General features: G+C 35.1%; 13 protein-coding genes. All 13 read right to left on the bottom strand.

What is annotated here, in order from left to right:
* Positions 1–143: 143 nt before the first annotated feature.
* Positions 144–1,973, bottom strand: coding sequence for a molecular chaperone DnaK (dnaK, locus tag JZO83_RS06420; protein WP_010735218.1), 1,830 nt, complete (start codon positions 1,971–1,973; stop codon positions 144–146).
* 55 nt (positions 1,974–2,028) lie between these two features.
* Positions 2,029–2,574 carry a nucleotide exchange factor GrpE gene (grpE, locus tag JZO83_RS06415; protein WP_207115285.1) on the bottom strand — a complete coding sequence of 182 codons (546 nt, stop codon included), beginning with the start codon at positions 2,572–2,574 and terminating at the stop codon, positions 2,029–2,031.
* 80 nt (positions 2,575–2,654) lie between these two features.
* Entirely contained in the window at positions 2,655–3,698 is a 1,044-nt protein-coding gene (hrcA, locus tag JZO83_RS06410) for a heat-inducible transcriptional repressor HrcA (RefSeq protein WP_206857185.1), read from the bottom strand.
* Between the two features lie 233 nt (positions 3,699–3,931).
* Entirely contained in the window at positions 3,932–5,113 is a 1,182-nt protein-coding gene (gene hemW / locus JZO83_RS06405; RefSeq protein WP_207115284.1) for a radical SAM family heme chaperone HemW, read from the bottom strand.
* A gap of 401 nt (positions 5,114–5,514) precedes the next feature.
* A complete protein-coding gene (locus JZO83_RS06400) occupies positions 5,515–6,045 on the bottom strand; it encodes a hypothetical protein (RefSeq protein WP_207115283.1) in 531 nt (176 codons plus the stop codon).
* A gap of 1,663 nt (positions 6,046–7,708) precedes the next feature.
* A complete protein-coding gene (locus JZO83_RS06395) occupies positions 7,709–8,218 on the bottom strand; it encodes a kinase (protein WP_207115282.1) in 510 nt (169 codons plus the stop codon).
* A gap of 442 nt (positions 8,219–8,660) precedes the next feature.
* On the bottom strand, positions 8,661–8,822 hold the full coding sequence (locus JZO83_RS06390; RefSeq protein ID WP_207115281.1) for a hypothetical protein: 162 nt from the start codon (positions 8,820–8,822) through the stop codon (positions 8,661–8,663).
* A gap of 81 nt (positions 8,823–8,903) precedes the next feature.
* On the bottom strand, positions 8,904–9,269 hold the full coding sequence (locus JZO83_RS06385) for a DUF4180 domain-containing protein (RefSeq protein WP_207115280.1): 366 nt from the start codon (positions 9,267–9,269) through the stop codon (positions 8,904–8,906).
* A 442-nt stretch (positions 9,270–9,711) separates the two neighbouring features.
* Positions 9,712–11,448: a glycosyl hydrolase family 28-related protein gene (locus JZO83_RS06380; RefSeq protein WP_207115279.1), complete on the bottom strand. Its 1,737-nt coding sequence runs from the start codon at positions 11,446–11,448 to the stop codon at positions 9,712–9,714.
* Positions 11,449–11,719: 271 nt separating this feature from the next.
* Positions 11,720–12,706, bottom strand: a complete 987-nt coding sequence (locus JZO83_RS06375) for an RnfABCDGE type electron transport complex subunit D (protein WP_207115278.1) — start codon at positions 12,704–12,706, stop codon at positions 11,720–11,722.
* Positions 12,703–13,992: an electron transport complex subunit RsxC gene (gene rsxC, locus JZO83_RS06370; RefSeq protein ID WP_207115277.1), complete on the bottom strand. Its 1,290-nt coding sequence runs from the start codon at positions 13,990–13,992 to the stop codon at positions 12,703–12,705. The genes JZO83_RS06375 and rsxC overlap by 4 nt, the downstream gene beginning before the upstream one ends.
* Positions 13,993–14,500: 508 nt before the next feature.
* Complete coding sequence (locus JZO83_RS06365) at positions 14,501–15,388, bottom strand: 6-phosphofructokinase (protein WP_207115276.1); 888 nt, start codon at positions 15,386–15,388, stop codon at positions 14,501–14,503.
* A 523-nt stretch (positions 15,389–15,911) separates the two neighbouring features.
* Entirely contained in the window at positions 15,912–16,172 is a 261-nt protein-coding gene (locus JZO83_RS06360) for a PqqD family peptide modification chaperone (RefSeq protein ID WP_206857169.1), read from the bottom strand.
* Positions 16,173–17,111 lie beyond the last annotated feature (939 nt).

The following is a 17,111-nucleotide window of genomic DNA, read 5'->3' as shown; positions in this document are numbered from 1 at the left end:
ACTAGTGATGCTTCAATACTCAAACTAAATTCTCCCCTCGGAAATAAGCCGAAGAATCGCGAAAATATGAGAAGCTATTTTCGAATTCTTCGGCTTATTCTAAAGCAGGACTTGACCTCTTTAGGTGAAACTACATGAACTGATTATTTTTTGTCGTCATCGACTTCTTCAAAATCAGCATCTACGACATCATCCGCTCCGCCTTGTGCTGCTTCAGGATTTTCTTGTGCTTGTTGTTGTGCAGCTTGTTCATATAATTTAACTGTCAAGTTTTGCACGATTTCATTCAATGCATCACGTTTTGTTTTCATTTCTTCGATGTTGTTTGCTTCTACAGCAGCTTTCAATTCATCACGAGCTGCCTCCGCTTTTTTCACTTCTTCTTCGTCAACTTTACCTTCTAATTCTTTCAAAGTCTTGTCAACTGAGAATAGTAATGCATCGACATCGTTGCGTAGATCAACTTCTTCTTTACGTGCTTTATCTGCTTCTGCATTTGATTCAGCATCTTTTACCATACGTTCGATTTCTTCGTCTGTTAAACCTGAAGAAGATTTGATCGTGATTTTTTGTTCTTTTTGTGTACCTAGATCTTTTGCAGATACATTCACGATACCATTTTTATCAATATCAAATGTTACTTCGATTTGTGGGATACCACGTGGTGCAGCTGGAATATCTGTCAATTGGAAGCGACCTAATGTTTTGTTGTCCGCAGCCATTGGGCGTTCCCCTTGCAATACATGGATATCTACAGCAGGTTGATTATCCGCAGCTGTTGAGAACACTTGTGACTTACTTGTTGGGATCGTTGTATTACGATCGATCAATTTTGTAAATACGCCACCCATTGTTTCAATACCTAAAGATAAAGGTGTTACGTCTAGTAAAACAACGTCTTTCACATCACCAGTGATAACGCCACCTTGGATCGCAGCACCCATTGCTACAACTTCATCTGGGTTTACTGATTTATTTGGTTCTTTACCTGTTTCTTTTCTTACAGCTTCAACAACTGCAGGAATACGAGTTGAACCACCAACTAGAATAACTTCATCGATTTCTGATTGAGATAGACCAGCATCTTTCAATGCTTGACGTACAGGAACTTTTGTACGTTCTACTAGATCAGCTGTCAATTCATCAAATTTCGCACGAGTCAATGTCATTTCTAAATGCAATGGACCTGCATCGCCTGCTGTGATAAATGGCAAGCTGATTTGAGTACTTGAAACACCTGAAAGATCTTTTTTCGCTTTTTCAGCAGCATCTTTCAAACGTTGTAAAGCCATTTTATCTTGACCTAGATCAATGCCGTTTTCTTTTTTGAATTCAGCAACCATGTGGTCGATGATTTTGTTGTCAAAGTCATCCCCACCTAAATGGTTGTCTCCAGCAGTAGATAATACATCGAATACGCCATCACCTAATTCAAGGATCGATACGTCAAATGTACCACCACCAAGGTCAAATACTAAGATTTTTTCATCGCGGTCAGTTTTATCTAAACCATAAGCAAGTGCTGCCGCAGTTGGTTCGTTAACGATACGTTCTACTTCTAATCCAGCGATTTTACCAGCGTCTTTTGTTGCTTGACGTTGTGCATCATTGAAGTAAGCAGGAACAGTGATAACTGCTTTTTCTACTTTTTCACCTAGATAGTCTTCGGCAAAACCTTTGATGTATTGTAAGATCATTGCTGAGATTTCTTGAGGTGTATATGATTTACCTTCAACATCTACTTTATAACCAGCTTCACCGATGTGGCGTTTGATTGAAGAAATCGTGTTAGGGTTTGTCACTGCTTGACGTTTTGCTACTTCCCCTACTTGGATCTCACCATTTTTAAATGACACAACAGAAGGTGTTGTACGATTTCCTTCTGGGTTTGCAATGATTTTTGCTTCGTTTCCTTCTAATACAGCTACTGCTGAGTTTGTTGTACCTAAGTCAATACCGATAATTTTACTCATAATAAACGTCTCCTTATCTTATTACAAAGTTGTTTGTTTCTATTCCATCATGACTTTATTGTGCGACGATGACCATTGTTGGTCTCAATACGCGGTCATGTAATTTATATCCTTCTTGTAGCACTTCAACGATCGTATCAGCCGGTAAATCATCCGTTGCCGGTACCGTTTGAACTGCTTGATGCAATGTCGGGTCAAAAGGTTCTCCTTTTGCAGGGATTTTTTCGATCCCTTCTTCCTTCAACGCATGTTTTAAACTTTCAAGTACCATCTCGACACCTTTTTTCAAGCTTGCGCCTTGTTCATCCGAAACTTCTGTCGCTAATGCACGTTCCAAGTTGTCGATCGAAGGTAACAATTTTTTCGCTAAATCTTGTGAGCGGTATTTTTGCAGTTGCTCACGTTCGTTTTTACCACGATTCGCCATATTAGCGATTTCTGCTCGTGCACGTAAAAACTTATCTTCCATTTCATCAAATTCAGCTTGGAGATTCGCAAGTTCGTTTACTTCTTCCTCTTCTGAAACTTCAACTTCTTCTGTTTCTGGATCAACCTGCGTATCATTCAATTCCTGATCTAATTCTTCTTGGTTTTCTTTCATGATGCAGTCTTCCTTTCCTTATTCAGTCAGATGCTTGATCGCTCAGTTCGAAAAAGAACGATCAGTCACTTTTTCGATTGTTAAAAATCCGAACGGTCAAGCGTGCGGTAATAATCAGCAAGCTTGTACGCCAATTCTTTTCGATAGACATCCACGAGGCCTAACATTTTTGAATAAGGCATACTAGTTGGTCCGAGCAATGCAATCGTCCCACGTCCATGGCCAACGATTTCGTAACTCGCTTGGATCATACTCATATTTTGCAATAGATCATTGCCTAACTCCGAACCGATCTTGATGTGTATCTTACTATCCATCGGTACGATCATCTGTGTCAGTTCGTAAGTATCTGTCATAAATGAAAACATTGACTTGAACTGATCCACATCTTGCAGTGGTTCATAATTTAGCAGATTCATTTGGCCACTTACATAAACTTTATCTTCAAACGCATGACTCAAAACTGTGTCGAATAGATTAGACATCCCTTCTGTCGTTTGGAAATACTTATGTAAGATCATCGGAATCTCCGTACGCAACTTATTGTATACGGTCACTAACGGGTCACCGACCAAACGATCATTGACAATACGAACCATCTTCTCTAAGTCCTGACTACCTAAGTTTTCAGGAAGAGTAAAAACCTGACTTTCCACATTACCATTGTCTGTCACCACGATTGCAATGACCTGACGACTATTCAATGGTACGATGCGAAAACCGGTCAAACGGCGATCTTTAATCTCGGGTCCTAACGAAAAAGTAGTGTAACTAGTCAACTCAGATAAGATCTCAGCTGATTGCTTGATGATTTCGTTGATTTCATGGAATTCCTTGTTTAAAGACTGTCGAATTTGGTGCAAATCATCATTTGCTACACGAGCAGGTCGTAAGAGATGATCCACATAGTAACGATAACCCAGCGCAGACGGTATACGTCCAGATGAAGAGTGTGTCTTCAATAAAAGACCCTCATCCTCTAAAGCCTTCATATCATTACGGATCGTCGCTGGACTTGCCTCGACTCCTTCCGCCATTAACGTTTTGGAACCAACGGGCACCCCACTACTCGTATAGTTTTGGATGATCAGACGTAAAATATCACTTTGTCGCTGTGTTAACATCTTTCTCACCTCTCATTAGCACTCTTATCTTCTAAGTGCTAACCCACTTATAAATATAGCAAGAAGACCAAAAAGTGTCAAGGAAAAGAACCCACTTTTTTAGCACTCTAACATACAGAGTGCTAACCAATTAATGATTGACTCAAATCCCCTTCAAATCAAGCTTTCTCTCCGTAAACCACTTAGTAAATTTGTTTTTTTATCTATCGGTTATAAAAAATTTAAACAATCAATTAAACACTCGGCAACTCTTTATCCAATAAAAACCGCTCGAATACATTATTCCCCAAAAAAGTTCCCTTTTGTGTCAAATACACTCGATCCTTTTCATTCACTAATAGATCTTCCTCCACTAATTCGTCAAGGACAGATTGATACAACGATTCAAGCGATTGGCCATAACGTGCTAAAAAGTGTTGCTTTTCGATACCAACTTTTTTTCTTAACCCAAGAAACATCTCTTCTTCGATTTGATTCTTTCGTGACAACTCTTCTTTTTCCAAAACAGGCAATTCACCTTCACGTAACGGACGTAAATAATGTTGGATCGGCCCCTTGTTGCGATACCGAGTATGGTCCAAATAACCACTTGCTCCTGCACCAAATCCGAAGTAATGGTCATTATTCCAATACATCAAATTATGTTGCGATTCGTGACCAGCTAAACCAAAGTTGCTGATTTCGTATTGATGACGTTGATGTTTCTCCATCGCCTCGATCGTTTCTTCAAACATCCGAGTCTCCGTCTCTTGATCCGGCAGCTGCAATCTCCCTTGCCGAACCCAATTCATGAACATCGTTTTGTTCTCTAAAATCAATGAATATAAGGAATAGTGTGGCAAGTCTAGTGCTAATGCCCTCTCCAATGTATCACGATAGCCTTCTAACGTCTGTCCAGGCAACGCATAAATCAAATCTATGCTGACATTCGAGAAATTTTCCGCCTCTAAAAAACGCATCGTTTCATAGACATCTTCTGCCGTATGCTTTCGCCCAATCTTTTTTAATAAACGATTATCAAACGTTTGGACACCCATTGATAAACGATTTACTCCGTAATTCTTCATAACTTGTAACTTTTCTCTCGTCAAATCACCCGGATTCGCTTCAACCGTAAATTCTTTTCCTTCATTAAAAGGTAAAATCTCTCTTGCGCCAGACAGTAACCGATCTAGCTGCTTCGCCGATAACGAAGTCGGTGTCCCACCACCAACATACAAAGTCTCCAACTCATTGACTGGACGGCGCGCCATCATAATCGCCATTTCTTTTAACAGCATCTCCACATACTCATCGACCGGCTGACCTTCAAGAAACACTTTATTGAAGTCACAGTAATAACAGATATGTTCACAAAACGGAATATGGATATAAGCAGAAACCTTATGTTCTGCGGATTTGTTTGTTTCTTTCATTGTTTTTTCTTTCTCCTTACGTCAAAAAGTCGTACCGCTTTTCGACCACTCTTTAAACGGTGTTCAAGTGCCAACTCCTTGAAATAAGCTAGCAATTTTCAAAACATGAAAAGCTGTTTCGAAAATTGCTTTCTTATTATCATCGGAGCTAACCGGCACTTTCACGACCTCTTATATACGCATACTAAACGTATTTAACAAACAAATCCACTAAAAAATCCAAGAATCAATTTCTTGGATTAGTTTTTCTTTGGTTGTCGTAGAGACTTGGTTGTAAATTTACAGTGTGGTTTTCATGATTACTCGGATAGAATAGCTTTTGAAAGTTCATTATTTCATTTTGTTTAAAATCATATACCCTAATGTAGAATCATCTACTTATCGAGACCATAAAACACCCATCAACGATTGTAAAATAACCAATAACGTTCAATGACGTCTTTAAATTCCTTCGTAGGATATTTCCCTCTTAAATCAAATTCATGAGTCGTTCCATCTGTAAACTTGATTTCATATTTATAAAGTACTTTATTTTCCGTATCTTCTTGCTTAAAAGAGCCTACATCTGATATTTCATTCCATTTTTTCAAATGATACTTATTGTTTTCAAAATATGCTAACCCATCTTCATCTAACCTATAAATCAATCCATCATATTTTTTTAATCTTACAATGTTGTAAAATCCTGTACTTACTAAACCAAATGAAAGGACACTTATTAAATATACTAAAAATGGTACTCCAGTTAAAACTATTACTAAAAATAAGATACTATTAAACAGCATATCCCATGTATCTTCAGCGCTAAAAAAAGGGTAAAAGAGCCATATAAGTCCGGCTATTGCAAGAGTTATCAATAATACTCCAAAAAATATCATTTTTACTGATTCTCTCCAACCAACTTTAAGCACAAAAGGATCTTGATCTATCATTTTACAAAATCACCTCTTACAAGAATTTTCATAAAATAAATACCTTTTCATTATTCAAAGTCTTAACCAATTGAATTATATTTTTGTTTGCTAAATAATCGAATAAAAATATTTAGCAGACTCAAATCATAGACTGCCAATTCTTAATACTTGAAATTTTAGTCGCTTTTTCTATATAGTCATAAATCAATTTCACATTTTTTCAAGTATGTATAAATTGCATTTCAAGTATCTAACACATATTTCTACTCCGACAACTGATTTTAAAGATTATTTTTTACATTTACGTTACGAGCAATGTCGATCATCAGCATCATAAACATAAAAGGACCAGTTAAACAAATTTATTATAAACAACACTATACTTATGTTTCGAATTTTCTTAAACATAAAACACCTCATTTCCAATTTTTCGTTACTTATTATGTATTTAATAAATTTAATCGTTTGTCTAAGGACGAATCTTAACTAGAATAATAAAAAAAGCTTATTATTAGTTAAAACGTAATAATATTAAGTTAAGTACAAGAGTATAAAATCCTAAATATACATAAAATCGATATTTAGTTAAACAAGTTTCTGCCTTCGTATAATCATATCTTGATAAACCTTTATCAAGATTTTTTCGTACTATTTTTTTTATTTTCAATAAAAAATTGATACCTATACTGAAAAACATGAGACTTAAGAAACATAAGAGTATTCGAGCCTCTAAATATATCACTTTTACTTACCTAATCCCTTCTTCATATCTACTGTCAAAAGTTTATGTAAAAAAATAGTCTTTTTCGGATACTACATCTAAATTTTCTATAATGACTCTCCAGCTAATGCTTTACCTCGTACTGACGTTATAACACTTTGAGCAACAATAACATTTTCTACGACTCGAGCTATGTTTCACTAATTATTTACGCTGTTTAAGATTTGCTGTACTTGTTCTTTTTCAGTCTTTTAATTTTCCCTCCAATTCCTCTAAGTTTCTAGTCATCATATGTATCTTTACAAGCATTGTTAATCAATTTTCGAAGGATATTAAAATGTCTTTTTAACGATAGGATAAATGTTTTACAAAAATCACTCCCTTATTTTTCTAGTTTTGTCATTTATCCTTACTTAACTCCTCAGCTAATTAAGTAGTTTTAGAACGATCTTTCTTTTTTTCTTGGTACCGAAGATATAGAGTATATACCACTAACATGATTACACCAAACGGAGCAGTAATATATATTCCCAACAGCGAAAACCCTATACATGATAATACAATATCACTATCAACAAATTTAGGAAATAAGTTACTCAATACACTCAAAATAAAGGGCATTACAATCAACATAAACGTATTAACACCTAATAGAACTTGACTTATCAAAAACATTTTTTTCATTTGTCCACTCTTTTCTTTTAGTCTATAAGTTCAAACCTGTATTTTTTTATTCTCAACTACTTTCATCAGTTTTCTCCAAAATTACACTGTTGATAATCTTTAAGGAACGTATGAGCGAGTGACCTTTTGATTTAACGACTTTCTTATAAAAATATACGCAAAAGTTCTGGATTCTATCCTATTAATTATATTCTAATGTTTTTCTCTTTATTCCAGCTCAAATTATTTACCTTCTAAAATTATAAAGTATGGATTATTTCTAGTTATACTACATAACTAACTATTACATTTTACGAGGTCTTTTAAGATCATTTCGAGAATCTCTTCTGCTGACATATCACCAGTTATTGTTTTTTCATTATTTAATCTCAAATAGTCTTTTTCCAGCCACCATTTTTTCATGACTGTTTCACCCCATTGGACACTTTTCTCTCTCGTTTTATGTCGATTAACTGTTTCCTCAAAAGGGATATCAAAGTAATAAATATGCGCATTCTGTTGAAAATTCGTAACTAGCTCAACAAACATCTCTTTATAAATATGACTGCCTAGTATCCCTTCTATCACAATGATTTTAAATTTCCCTTGCCCAAATAATGCGATGGATTGGATCAAGTCAGCCGTAGGATTTTCTATGCGGTCTTTTACGTTGAGGATGTTTAATCTGACTTCATCCTGAGCGATCAGCATCACTTCTCCTCGAGGAAATGATGCTCTAATTTTTGATGCGATGGTAGATTTTCCGCTTGCAGAATTGCCACGCAAAATAATTAAGTGATTCTCCATTATAAAACTCCTTCACCTTTTAATTTTTTCAAAAAACTGTCATTGATTAAATACTGCTTTTTGACGGTTTTTTATTTGTCTGCTAACTACTGTACTTTATTCGCCTGTTAACTAGATTAATTATCTTCGATTTTGTTTATTTCTATTTTTAATCCAAAAAAACAAATAAAACCTACGATGGCCCCTACCATACTGATTACTGTCCAAAAATATCTCTCTTGAAGCACCAATATGAATGAAAAAATCGCCATGATAATAGAGGTGGTGATACCTAAAATGATCAACCTTTGTATTTTTTCTCTACTTTTCCTTCTCATGTTATAAGGATTTCCTCCCAAACTAATATTTCTCCGACTGATGTCAATCTATTTAAAATTTACGTTGGTTATATTTCCTAACATTTTTAGACTAATTTTATACTATGTATTACTTGTTGTTCCTCCTAATTATCTAGCACTACTAATCTGCGCTGCCTTATGTTTGCCTCATTTGCAATATACTTCATCACTATTTTAAATTCTTTTGCAGTAGCATTTTCTGATAAGCAAGATATACTTTTATTGTATTTATTTACAATTTGCTGTACTTGTTCTTTTTCATTCATCTTTCTTCCCCTATTCATCACTAATGTTTTTCGGTTTTCCATATAAAAAATATTGTTGCTCCAAAAGCTTGTACTTAGTTTTTAATTCCCCAAGCAGTCCACAGCCTCCTCAAAAGTTGATACAAAATAGAAGTTATTCCCTTTGTTTGCTTCTCGAATAAAATCCTTCAGCGCTTGACTGCCTTCACTAAAATCACCAATGATTGCTAAATGGATATCATAATTGATATATTTTTGCAAAATTTCTCCTGCTATTCCTGAACTTAGATCATAAAATCCATTGATTATGGCTTCTTTCCTTAGAATGATATCAGTTGTTTGATAGTGATAATTTAATGACATTGCCAAATCTAAGGCAGAGTCAGTATCAAAAATCAGTGGTTTATGATTTTCCATTTCAATCACTACGATGTTCTTTTTGTTTTTTTCAACTACGTTTACCAACAATTGTCTCACCTCTTGTTTTTTTTAAGTATATCATAGTGGCGGATTCATTTTTGGAACATTTTACTTACTTGCTGCTTATTTTTTGTTACAAATATGACTGCTAAAAAATCGATAAAAAAATAACTCGTGAAATCCTAAAACTTGAACAGTTTCTTGATTTTTACGAGCTATTTTTTTATGTGCAACCAATTTTGGTTTATTTTATTAATGCAAAAAAATATGAGCAACTTCATACGTTTGTTCTTTTGTTAGAATCACCTATTTAGCGAAGTTCATTGGCAATGCCTTTTCAATCAAAAATGGTCCTGCAAACATAGTATTTCTTATAAAATGACTCCTTCTGAATCTTTATCTGGCAGAAACGCTTCTAATTCTTCTGACTTTTGGAAGAAAGTAATTTCTCCAAAAGTTTCAACGTGTTTGTGGGACCACCTAAAATTTTTTATTGAAACAGAACCGTCACATTTGCTATCGCACGGACTGTTCGCCCATTTGGATAGAAAAGCATTAGTTCTAGCTGGTGTTGACCAACCTTTGATAGAACTTCAGGGTTCAAAATAGTGATTTCAGGGCGATCATTTTCTTCTGTATGGGTGTGATCAACAAAATCAAACGGATCATATGGTTCTCCTAAAACAATCTCAACCGTCTGCCCAACAGGAAAAGCATCTTGTATTGGTACTTCCGCTCCTTTATATTGGTCATACAGCGTGGAATCAATCAAATTTCTCCAATCCTTTGGCATTTTTTCATACTCTGCTGAGGACCAAAACTCAACATTCAATTGACGATCAGGCGTGTCATCACGTGTATTGCCAGAAACATACGTTGTCTCTCCTTTAAAACCTTCAGAAGCTTGATTCATGATCAGCAGCTCTCTTCTGCGGTTAGCAGGAATATTGTGGTAATTGATAAATTTATTATCAATGAATACCCCATTAAATACATTGTCTTTTCCAGTATGCCGATTATACTCTATCCCAATCGCGTATTTATCCTGCCATTCTTTAAAATCAAAGACGTTATTTGCTACTAACCAATTCGATAACTCAGCTACTTGCCCTTGAGCAAAACTATCACCTAGTCCGAATTCTGGTGTTTCGTACATAATAATACCTGTATTACGTAGATAATTATTCATGATCGTGATGTCACGTCCTGATTTGAATTTAAATCCACCATACGGTCCATTTTGCAATCCACGAACGTGATTGCCTACAACCTGAACATTCTGTGATCCTCTTAGATAAATGGCATGATCGCCCACCACACCATATCGATCCTTATTCTCGTACATTTGCTGGAAGAAATTATTTTTTATCAAAACATTTTTCGAATTACTATATGAATTGACAGCACAAGAAAGATAGTTTTGTTCATTATGTTCAAGAGCGATTTGCTTAGACTCTAACGCAGATTGTAGACGATCAATGGTTTTGATGATTTCAGGATTGCTAAAGCTCTTGATTGCCTCTAACTCATTGATCCGTAATCCAAATAGATTATCTGTAATCTCTACATTTTCCATATATTCATATCTTCCAACTGTCGAAAAACCACCAATATAGATTGCACGATTTTCTGTATCTGGCGTTGCATGGTCATGGTCTCTCATAAAGATATTGTTCTGAATGGTTGCCCCATTGGACGTCTGTAAGTTGATCGGGTACAAAGAGACAGGATGATAAAACACATTATCATTGATGGTGATATTATTTGCTAAACGTGTAAAAATTCCTACTCCGTCGAAAAATAATAACTGAATCTCAATATTTTGGCTCGTCTGATAATTTTCATCTGACAAATAAACGTTTTGTCCTGTTTCATTTTTCAATATTGTTGGATTCTCTTCTTCTCCTCTGATCTTGAGGCCACTTCTTAACACTACATTTTTATTGATAATATACGTACCAGCCGGAATATATAGCTGTTTGGTTAAAGAATTAGTGCGATCGATAATTTTTTGTAATGAATCTGACTGATCTTCTAAGCTTCCAAGTTGTAATGCATGCTCCCCAAAAATAGTCACATCTGTTGCATCTAACCAATCGGTGTGTTGAGATGAAAAATTTTTTCGATCAACTAACTCATTCGTTGCTTCAGCTTTTGCATTAACTGGTAGGTTTATTAAAAACAGAACCAGAAAACATAGCATCATTTTTAGTTGTAGTTTATTCATTTGACTCTCCAATCTTTTTTCATTTAGACATGATTAGTTATCATTCTAAATAGAAAGTATTTCGTTATCATTTGGAATAGTGTTACTTTTTCTGTTTCAACACAAGATAAAATAACAAACGATATCCCTTGTAGAGTAGCAAATAAATGAATCGTTCTACAACCAAAAATTTCATTCATGGGTGAAATTTTTGATTTCTTTCACAAAAAGATAGTTAAGTAGAACTACATATTAAAATACCCGACTAAATTTCTCTAGTCGGGTGACAGTTCTATTTGTTATCAATTATTGTAGTTATCTTCAATCTTTTCTCACCATAGACTCGATACATGGTCCATTGATCAATGAACGGTACCGCTAGATTCATGACAACAATCGCTACTCCAATGCCGCCTGGTAAATCTAAGACGATTCTCAAAATGGCACAAACCACACCACAACCGATAGCAAAATAATACTTTCCTTTGTCTGTCATAGGGGAAGTCGTATAGTCTGTAACCATAAAGACCGATGCCATGATCAATGCGCCACTGAGTAAATGTGCTGTGGCAAAAACAAAATTGAACTGGCTATAAATCAAAATCGCAAGATAAAATGCGCTTAGCGTCAATAGAGGAACCAATGGATTGATTATTTTTCGCAGGATCAAGTAACCGCCAGCGATCAATAGAAGCAATTTGCTCGTTTCGCCCATTGGTCCACCTAAGTCGATCCCTAAGAATAGTTTCCACCATTCGGGGGTAGTTACACTAACTTCTCGAGAAAAGTGTCCGAGCGCTACGAGTGGTGTTACAGTCGTGACTACATCTGGTCCTGGGGCGATCCAATTAGTGATCCAAGGAGATAAAAAAAGCTTTAGTAGTACGCGTGCTGCTACTGCTGGATTGATCCAGTTACGTCCTAATCCCCCGCCTAGATGCTTTACAAGAACAATAGCAATAAAATCTCCGATAACTACTGTCCACAAAGGTGCGCTAGTTGGCAACGTCAAAGCGAGGAGCCAACCGGTGATCACAGCTGTTAAATCATTGATCGTAACTGGTTGTTTGGTCGCCTTTTGGACAAGTGTTTCGAGTAACACACAAGTGATAATACTAGTAGTGATCATCACCAAAGAATACCAACCGAAGAAATAAACCGCGCCGGTCGTTGGAAATAAGAGTGCAATCAACACTTGTTTCATTTTCCACTGACTTGTCCACTCATTACGGATATGTGGCCCATTGACCGTTCCATTACCTGTATATCGTTCACTCATCTTTTTGCCTCCATGATCTGATTTTTAACCGCTCTGATATCTTTTAATAAATCGATTTTTGAAGGACAGATAAATGAGCACGCACCACATTCCAAACAATTTAACGCACCTAGTTGTTCAGCTGTTTGTAGATCTTGATGACGAAATGCTTGGCTGATCAAGATTGGATGTAAGCCGACTGGACAGGCGTTTACACATTCACTGCATTTAATACACATTTGTTCCTCAGGAATCGTTGCCTCTCCTTCAGATAATGCTAAAATCAGATTTGTCGTTTTTGTCACTGGTTCGTCTAATGATTGGATCAGTTTGCCCATCATTGGTCCACCGTTTAACACCTTACGAGGTGAGGACGTAAATCCACCACAAGCATCAATCAATGCTTCCACTGGTGTGCCGATCCGTACGCACAAATTTTTCCCTTCTTTGATTGGTGTTCCTGAGACTGTTACAACTCGTTCTACGGAAGCGATTTGTTTGACTGAAGCAATAAAAATACTGTGAACGGTCGCTACATTTAGTGTGATCACACCTAAATCAAAAGGTAGCTTATCCTTAGGAATTTCTTGAGATAATACATGTTTGATCACTAATTTTTCTGCGCCTTGTGGGTATAGATCACCGAGTATATGTAACTGGATACGTGGATCGGTCAAATTTCTACGCAAATGGGCGATTGTTTCCATTGATGATTTTTCAATCGCAATCATTGCTTTTTCAATTTGATACGTATCTAAAATAAGTTGGATACTTTTCATTATTTCTTCTGTTTTTTCAATCAACAATCGTCGATCACTGGTAATAGCTGGTTCACATTCTGCCGCATTGATGATCAAAGTATGGATAGGTTGTTCGTCATTAGGTTGTAGCTTTACATTCGTTGGAAAGCCAGCACCTCCCATACCAACGATTCCTGCATTTTCTACTATGCTATGTAACTCTTTGTTTTTTGTATGTAATGATTCGATGCGATCTGAGAAGTCATTTTCTATGATAACTACCTTAGTTGATTGATGATTGATCATCCGGTTTTCAATTTTTTTGACGACTCCTGAAACGGAACTATGAACATTGGCAGATATCAGTCCGTCTTTTTCACCAACGATTGTACCAATTGCCACTTTATCACCCACTTTGACTACAACTTTAGCAGGTTTTCCAAGATGCATGGACATTGGTAATATAATTTTTTTCGGTGGTGCTAGTTTCTCAATAATCTTTTGCGCGGTGTCCTTCCTTTTTTCAAGAGGAACGCCACTTAAACGTTTCTTTACTATTATTTTCATTTTTCATTCCCCTAACGATAGATACAAAAGTAATAGATCAAACCGATCGCTACTAATGCTAATTGCATACCTAATCCGATCCATTCATATTTTTTACGATAACCAAATCTTTTCATTTTTCCCCCTATAATAACAAGATATTTTTTATACAAAACAAAATTAAATCTGACAAACAAGTGAGAAAAATTAATCTCGTTTGCTCAAATTAAATCTAAAATTTATAATATTCCAGACTGTTTCTAAATACGGCAAAAGAATACAACCCAACATAAAATAACTGTTTTGTGTAAATATAATAACATGTTACGAAAATATATAAAAGAGTATTTTATAAAAATTTTTATCTAATGCTTTTACTAAATAACAATAAAAAAAGTCCTAACTCAAATGTCATTTTGAATTAAGACTTTTTCATAGCTACTGATCGTTATACTTGTTGATTGCATTTAGCACTAAAAGATTTGGTTCATCATAAATTAGATATCTTGTGAGGAAGGTATTACACTGTTTATTTCGCGATTTGTTTCTCCGTATTTTTATCATAGAGAGATTGTTCAAGCAACACTTTCCCATTCGAGAAATATAGTTCTGCATCCAAACACCCATCATCTAGCAAGTGAGTTACCGCGTGTCCCAACTTGATCACAGAAATCCGATCAAAAGCAGTGACCATGGACTGGCCAATCGCTAAATTGTCTAAATCAATGCTTCGGTAGTCTGATAAGGTGGGGCAAAATGTTGCAACAAAAGATTCGATCGAACTAACTGAGCGATTCAGTAAAAAGTACATAGGATGACTACTCATGTGTTTCAACAGATATTTTTTATTCGTCGTTAAATCAAGTTCACTAGCAATACAAACATCGATCTCATTCGTCAAAGATAGTTCTCTCGTTACTTTCCCACTGTAAGTATCGTCAATTTGGATAAACGTCACTTTTTGGTGAGAATGTCCGGTATCGACGATTCGATCAATCACTTTTGTTACTCCGTTGATAAATGTATCCGAGCCTACTGTATAGTCACCACTCGGATAGTCCAAATAGTTTGAGACTGGCACAGTGATTACTGGAAATCCATGATTGCGTAGTTCATTTGCAAACTCAACACTCGTAGTACCACCTAAGACGATCAAGCAATCGTAGCTATCTTTTTTTAATGATTGTATAAACTCATACTTTGCTTGATTAGTTACCATACTCAAATACGAACAATCAAACAAATGCCAGTTGTTGGCATTTCGATCCAACTTTGTTTTTATCACTTGTTCTTCGGTGTAACTAATTGCTAGCAATTCGATTTCTTGTTCAGGGGCAGCTAGTGCAATCTGTTCTACCAACCGTTCTGCTCCTTTTACATATCCTTCTATCGATAAAATCCCCACTTTTTTCGCCATATCCGTCTTCTCCTCACTATACTTGTTCATTGATTTTGAGTACCAATCCTTTTTAATAAAATACACATCTTTTTTTAGATTATCGTCTAAATGGTTACGATCGTGATGCACAGATATGCACTATCGATGTAACCGATATCATTTATATGATAAAAAATGAATGGATGTGACTAGATACTTCAATCCATCTCCCGAAAAGCCATTTTTTCTCGCTATTTCTATTTAAGTAAAATATACCATATTTATTCCAATATAGCATAGAGGTTTTTCAAATGACAGAAAAAAGCACAGGGATATCCATTTCAATCATCTTCAAACCTGCTTTTCACTTCTATCAAAATGAAAAAAGACCGCAAGTTTGACTTGCGATCGATGGATATTATTCTATTTTCGTTCGATAACTCAAAATTAAACAGCTTTAAGCTTTTTGCAAGATCTTCTATACCAGAAAATATGTCAGGATATCAAAAAGTAGAGCTGTTTGATGTTGAATTATCAAACATGCAACAATGTATTTAAACCTTCACTTCACTATGATTGCTCGGTTTAATAGATCCGCTAAAAAATTCTCAATAAATAAATCGGATACTTCTTTTGTATACTCATTCATTTGCTTGAATTTTTCTTTCACTTTTTCTTTGATCTCTGTGAGGGTCTGTTCTTTTTTTAGAAGCTCGAAAATATAGGTCGTTACTTCATTTTCCAATAGAAGGATTCCGTCATCTGCTGATAAATAAATTGTTTTACCTAGTTTTTCATAAGCGATTGCTTTGCTTAACTTCATTGGTTTCTCTCCTTGTATCTAGCTATTCGAATACAATAAAATTTCTCTACTTGAACGGAACGATAATCATCTCTCACCCTTGCATTTATATTTCAAAGACAACAGTATCCTTATTCTAATTGGGTGATTGATTCCTGTATTTACTTTGATTTTAAACATTTAAAAGCGAATAGATAGTTTCTTTCAATTCAAAACGTTATGTAAAATGTATGAATTATTGTATTGAAAAACTATATCATTCTGATTTAAGCCTTGACATCGTTGATTTATTCAATCGATTACTGCGAGACAAACCATAGACGAAGTAATTTGCCTCGCAGATAAGGGAATTTTTAGGAAACTAAAGTTAGTCTATATAAAAAAGGGGAGTTTTTTAGTGTGCTAACTTTGTTTTCTAGAATAAAAAAGAACGGTGTAAGCTTTGTTTTATCTATGAAGCATCTATATCAATTGTATAACATCAATTCGTAATATAGAGTCATTCATCCTTCATAGATAGATTCCTTCTTGTTGACTAACTATCACTTTCCTCCTTTCCATCAATTAGGAAAAACTCATCTCTTTTTTCCTAACTTTAGTATAACGTTATTAATATAAAAGTCAATATATTTGTTAGGAAAATATAGGAACTAAAACATATTTTTCCTACATGTTTCATCTTTTCTAATCTTAGGAAATTTAAGAGTCTGCTGATTTTCCTAATTAGACTTCAGCTATTTTTGAAAGAACATGTATACTGTGCTTTAATTTGTACAATTTTTCGAAATAAATCGATAGTTGAATGATTTACTTGGTATTTTTATTTATTGATAACTATTTAAAAATATAGGAAAACATAACAATAATCTTCAAAACGTATGGTCTTCATACTTTATTTTGAGTATAATAACATGAAAGATGTCCTTGATTTCTTTTTCAGCTATTTTTATTGATTTTATA

The sequence above is a fragment of the Enterococcus sp. DIV1298c genome (genome assembly GCF_017316315.1).
Lineage (GTDB): Bacteria > Bacillota > Bacilli > Lactobacillales > Enterococcaceae > Enterococcus_B > Enterococcus_B mangumiae.
This window is presented reverse-complemented; position numbering and strand designations above follow the sequence as displayed.

Bases quoted from the DNA above. Each gene is read 5' to 3' on its own strand.
- JZO83_RS06375 (WP_207115278.1), bottom strand. From the start codon at position 12,706: ATGAGTGAACGATATACAGGTAATGGAACGGTCAATGGGCCACATATC.
- JZO83_RS06380 (WP_207115279.1), bottom strand. From the start codon at position 11,448: ATGAATAAACTACAACTAAAAATGATGCTATGTTTTCTGGTTCTGTTT.
- hemW (WP_207115284.1), bottom strand. From the start codon at position 5,113: ATGAAAGAAACAAACAAATCCGCAGAACATAAGGTTTCTGCTTATATC.
- rsxC (WP_207115277.1), bottom strand. From the start codon at position 13,992: ATGAAAATAATAGTAAAGAAACGTTTAAGTGGCGTTCCTCTTGAAAAA.
- JZO83_RS06395 (WP_207115282.1), bottom strand. From the start codon at position 8,218: ATGGAGAATCACTTAATTATTTTGCGTGGCAATTCTGCAAGCGGAAAA.
- dnaK (WP_010735218.1), bottom strand. From the start codon at position 1,973: ATGAGTAAAATTATCGGTATTGACTTAGGTACAACAAACTCAGCAGTA.
- JZO83_RS06365 (WP_207115276.1), bottom strand. From the start codon at position 15,388: ATGGCGAAAAAAGTGGGGATTTTATCGATAGAAGGATATGTAAAAGGA.
- hrcA (WP_206857185.1), bottom strand. From the start codon at position 3,698: ATGTTAACACAGCGACAAAGTGATATTTTACGTCTGATCATCCAAAAC.
- JZO83_RS06360 (WP_206857169.1), bottom strand. From the start codon at position 16,172: ATGAAGTTAAGCAAAGCAATCGCTTATGAAAAACTAGGTAAAACAATT.
- JZO83_RS06400 (WP_207115283.1), bottom strand. From the start codon at position 6,045: ATGATAGATCAAGATCCTTTTGTGCTTAAAGTTGGTTGGAGAGAATCA.
- JZO83_RS06390 (WP_207115281.1), bottom strand. From the start codon at position 8,822: ATGAATGAAAAAGAACAAGTACAGCAAATTGTAAATAAATACAATAAA.
- grpE (WP_207115285.1), bottom strand. From the start codon at position 2,574: ATGAAAGAAAACCAAGAAGAATTAGATCAGGAATTGAATGATACGCAG.